Source organism: Mucilaginibacter sp. (assembly GCF_039207105.1).
Taxonomy (GTDB): domain Bacteria; phylum Bacteroidota; class Bacteroidia; order Sphingobacteriales; family Sphingobacteriaceae; genus Mucilaginibacter.
Genome location: NZ_JBCECK010000264.1, coordinates 1 through 4097, shown reverse-complemented (window position 1 = coordinate 4097; position 4097 = coordinate 1). Strand labels below are relative to the sequence as shown.

Below are 4097 nucleotides of genomic sequence, written 5' to 3'. Positions count from 1 at the left end.
TGATAATATGTCTGTAATTATCGGCGCCGAAGGTGGTAATGATTTAGCTAATAGCTATAGCTTCAGGGGTTACTTTAAACAGGTATTTGGCGAAATACCTGCAGAAGTTGACGCGATGCTTCCAAAAACTACTGAAGACTCTTTTCCGGGCATATTGGCTAACGTAATATCTGGCCGGATCACTAACCGAATGGATTTTGGTGGCCGTAACTTTACCGTTGACGCCGCCTGCGGTTCGTCACTGGCTGCTTTAGATCTGGCATGTCAGGAACTATTCCTTGAAAAATCTGATATGGTACTTGCCGGTGGGGCTGATCTGCATAATGGCATCAACGATTACCTAATGTTTTCAAGCACCCACGCCCTTTCCCGTAAAGGTAGATGCGCCACCTTTGACGGCGAAGCTGATGGTATCGCTTTAGGCGAAGGTATTGCTATGGTAGTATTAAAAAGACATGAAGATGCCTTACGCGATGGCAATCGTGTCTATGCCGTAATTAAAGGTGTTGGTGGTTCAAGCGATGGCAAAGCACTGGGCTTAACCGCTCCGCGTAAAATCGGACAGGTTAGGGCTTTAGAACGTGCTTATGCCCAGGCAGGTATCACACCATCACTTTTAGGTTTGGTAGAGGCTCATGGAACGGGAACCGTAGTTGGTGATAAAACAGAATTAAGTGCTTTAACCGATATGCTTAACCAATCGGGCGCACTTACGGGGCAAACCCATTTAGGTTCGGTAAAAACACAAATAGGTCACACTAAGTGCGCGGCAGGTCTGGCTGGGCTTATTAAAGCTTCTCTGGCTGTTTATCACGGTATAAAACCGCCTACCATAAATTTAAAAACTCCTAACGCCTATTATAATCCAGAAACCAGCCCGTTTGCATTTCATACCGAAGCTGGTTTATGGATGGATGAAAAACGTTATGCGGGTATAAGCGCATTCGGTTTTGGAGGAACCAATTTCCACGCTGTAATTGAAAATACAAACCCTGTGTCTGAACAGGATCCGTCAATAAAATCGTGGCCATCTGAGCTTTTTGTTTTCAGGGGCGACAACTATGATGAAGCAAAAAACCGATTAAATTCAGTTAAATCATTATTGGAGATCAATGGCAATATTGACCTGAAAGATATTGCCTATAGCCTTGCAACCAACAGCACAAAACCAGTACAACTCAGTATAGTTGCCGATCATGCAGATGATCTGATGATGAAGGTTGAACTCGCGCTCTCTGGTATTGAAAGTAAGGACACTTACATCGTTAAAAAACAGGAAGGGAAAGTAGCCTTTATGTTCCCTGGTCAGGGAAGCCAGCGGATCAATATGGCCCGTGACCTTTTCGTGGTATTCCCGGCTATGCGTAGTTTATTAAAACAGCATCCGGAATATGAAAAAGTATTGTTCCCTAATACAGCATTTGAGGCCAGCCTAATCAATGAACAGAAAGAGAACATCAAAGATACCCGCATGGCACAACCCCTGTTAGGAATTGTTGATCTGGCCATAGCCAATTTCTTAAAAAGTTTAGGCATCGTACCTGATATGGTTGCCGGGCATAGTTATGGCGAATTACCTGCATTATGTTTTGCTGGTGCGTTTGCCGAAGATGCCCTGGTAAAACTAAGCGCTAAACGTGCCCAATCTATTTTGAATGCGGTAGTAGATGGCGATGCAGGGGCTATGGTTGCTGTAAATTCGAGCCAGGAAGAGTTATTAAAAGTTATCGCTGATCTGAAAGACGTTTATCCGGTAAATTATAATTCACCTACACAATGTGTAATTGCAGGCTCCACTCCTGCCATACAACATTTAATGGAGTTGCTTAAAACAGCCAAGATCTCTTTCAGGAAATTAGAGGTAGCCTGTGCTTTCCACAGCCCATTGGTAGCAAAATCAAAAGAGTTATATCAAGAGGTACTTTCTGCCGTTGATTTCAATAATCTGAGTTTATCGGTATGGTCAAACACTACCGCGGCAGAGTATCCGAAAAAAGCCGCGGAGATCAAAGAACGCCTTACAGATCATTTAATAAAACCTGTGAAATTTGTCGACGAAGTTCAGCAAATGTATGCTTCGGGTGCCAGGATATTCATTGAAGTTGGCCCGGGCAAAGTTTTAACCGGACTTACTAAAGCGTGTATTGGTAAAGATGAAATACTATTATATGCTGAGGATAACAACCGTAATAAATTAACTCATTTATTATGTATGCTGGCCGATTATATGGGGACAGGCCGCACTATACTACTTGATAAACTATTTGAAGGCAGAGATGCCAAACTTATAAATATTGACGAACCGGCCTTATATAAAAAGAGCCCGGCAGTTTGGCACGTAAATGGACAGCACGCGATCCCCGCTAGTGGGAAGCTGCCTGCAAACGGAGCCTTACCTATTATTGAACCTATTAAAATGAAAAGTAACGAAGTACAAACTCAAGCTCCTGCTATCATAAATTCCGGTGCTGAGTTAATGATGCAGGAATACCTAAATAGCATGAAAATGCTGATACAAGCCCAACGGGATGTTATGATGTCATTTTTAGGGCAAAATCCAGCCTTAAATAGCTCGTTACCTTATCAGCAAATACCTCAATATCAGCCACAGGTAATACCCCAGCCTTTGCCAGCCGCTATACAACACATAGCTGCTAAGCAAGAAGTACCTGCCGCAGCGCAACAAGTTGTAGTACCTACTACTTTATTGGCTGCGCAAAAAGATGTTAAACAGGTTTTATTACAAGTGGTAAGTGATAAAACAGGTTATCCGCAAGATATGCTGGGTATGGAAATGGATCTGGAAGCAGATTTAAGTATTGATTCAATAAAACGTGTTGAGATCATTGGCACTTTACGCACCGAATTAGGAGGCTTTGACCAAAGCGGTAAAAATGAAGATACCGTTATGGAGCAATTGGCCGGGATTAAAACCTTAAGTGGGCTTGTTAAATGGATCACAGAAAACGCCGCTCCGGCAACTGCACCTGCTGCAACTACTGTACACACCTCGGTAAATGTTGAAGTTAATGTACAATCCGCTCAACCTAAATTTTCTTTAGAAGAATTAAGATTAGCCATATTAGGTGTTGTAAGCGAAAAAACGGGATATCCGCAGGAAATGCTGGGTATGGATCTGGATCTGGAAGCCGATTTAAGTATTGACTCCATTAAAAGAATGGAAATTATTGGCGATCTGAAGCTTAAAATCGGTTTTGGTAAAGCGGATGAACAAGCTGATGATATCATGGAGAAACTGGCTGCCATAAAAACACTTAACGGTTTAGCTAATTGGATATCTGAAATAGAGTCTGAAAGTGCAGGTTTAGTTACCGAAGCAAAAAAGATTATAGAAAATAGTGAAGTAAAAGGTGATGTTAATGAAACCTTATCACGTCTTCGCTTTGAGCTTACTCCAACAACATTATCAACTGCTGAAACTGATATCATCAAAGGTCAACGATTTGCCATTACAGATGATGGCGGTGTTCAGGCTATCAAGATCAAGGATATGCTGGAGCGTCATGGTGCTGTAGCGAATATAATATATCCTGGCAGTGATCTGCAGGGATATCAAGGCTTGATTATCCTGAACATGTTTGCCGCGCAAAAACGAGTTGGTATTATTGATCACTTCGCGCTGATCAAAAAGTTAGATTTTGCTGCCGTAAAATGGGTTTACTTAATATCTGATACCAAATTGCACTTGAACGAATTCAGTGATATCAGCCTTTTAAGACGCTATCAGGGTTATGCAGGCTTCTTCAAAAGCCTTGACCGGGAATATGAGCAAACTAAATGCAGGGTCATAAGTTTAAGCACTCCCATGTCTGCAGAAGAGATCACTGACATGACTTTAAAGGAGATACTTACACCCGATGCTCCTTCTGAGGTTATTTATCAGGATAACAAAAGACACATTATGGAGTTGGTGCCTTCACAGTTGATCACCGGTTTGGAAGAATCTCATATCAAACTGGATAAGGGAGCTGTAGTATTGGTATTAGGTGGTGCTCAGGGAATTACCTCCGAGTTGATGATCCATTTCGCTAAGGATTACCCATGTAACTATATCCTTGTAGGGCGCTCTGCTGATC

General features: G+C 42.2%; 1 protein-coding gene. It reads left to right on the top strand.

Annotated features, from left to right (window positions below):
* Nucleotides 1-7: 7 nt before the first annotated feature.
* Nucleotides 8-4097, top strand: a 4090-nt coding sequence (locus AAGC65_RS25270) for an acyltransferase domain-containing protein (RefSeq protein WP_343115235.1), incomplete at its 3' end; no start/stop codon positions are given.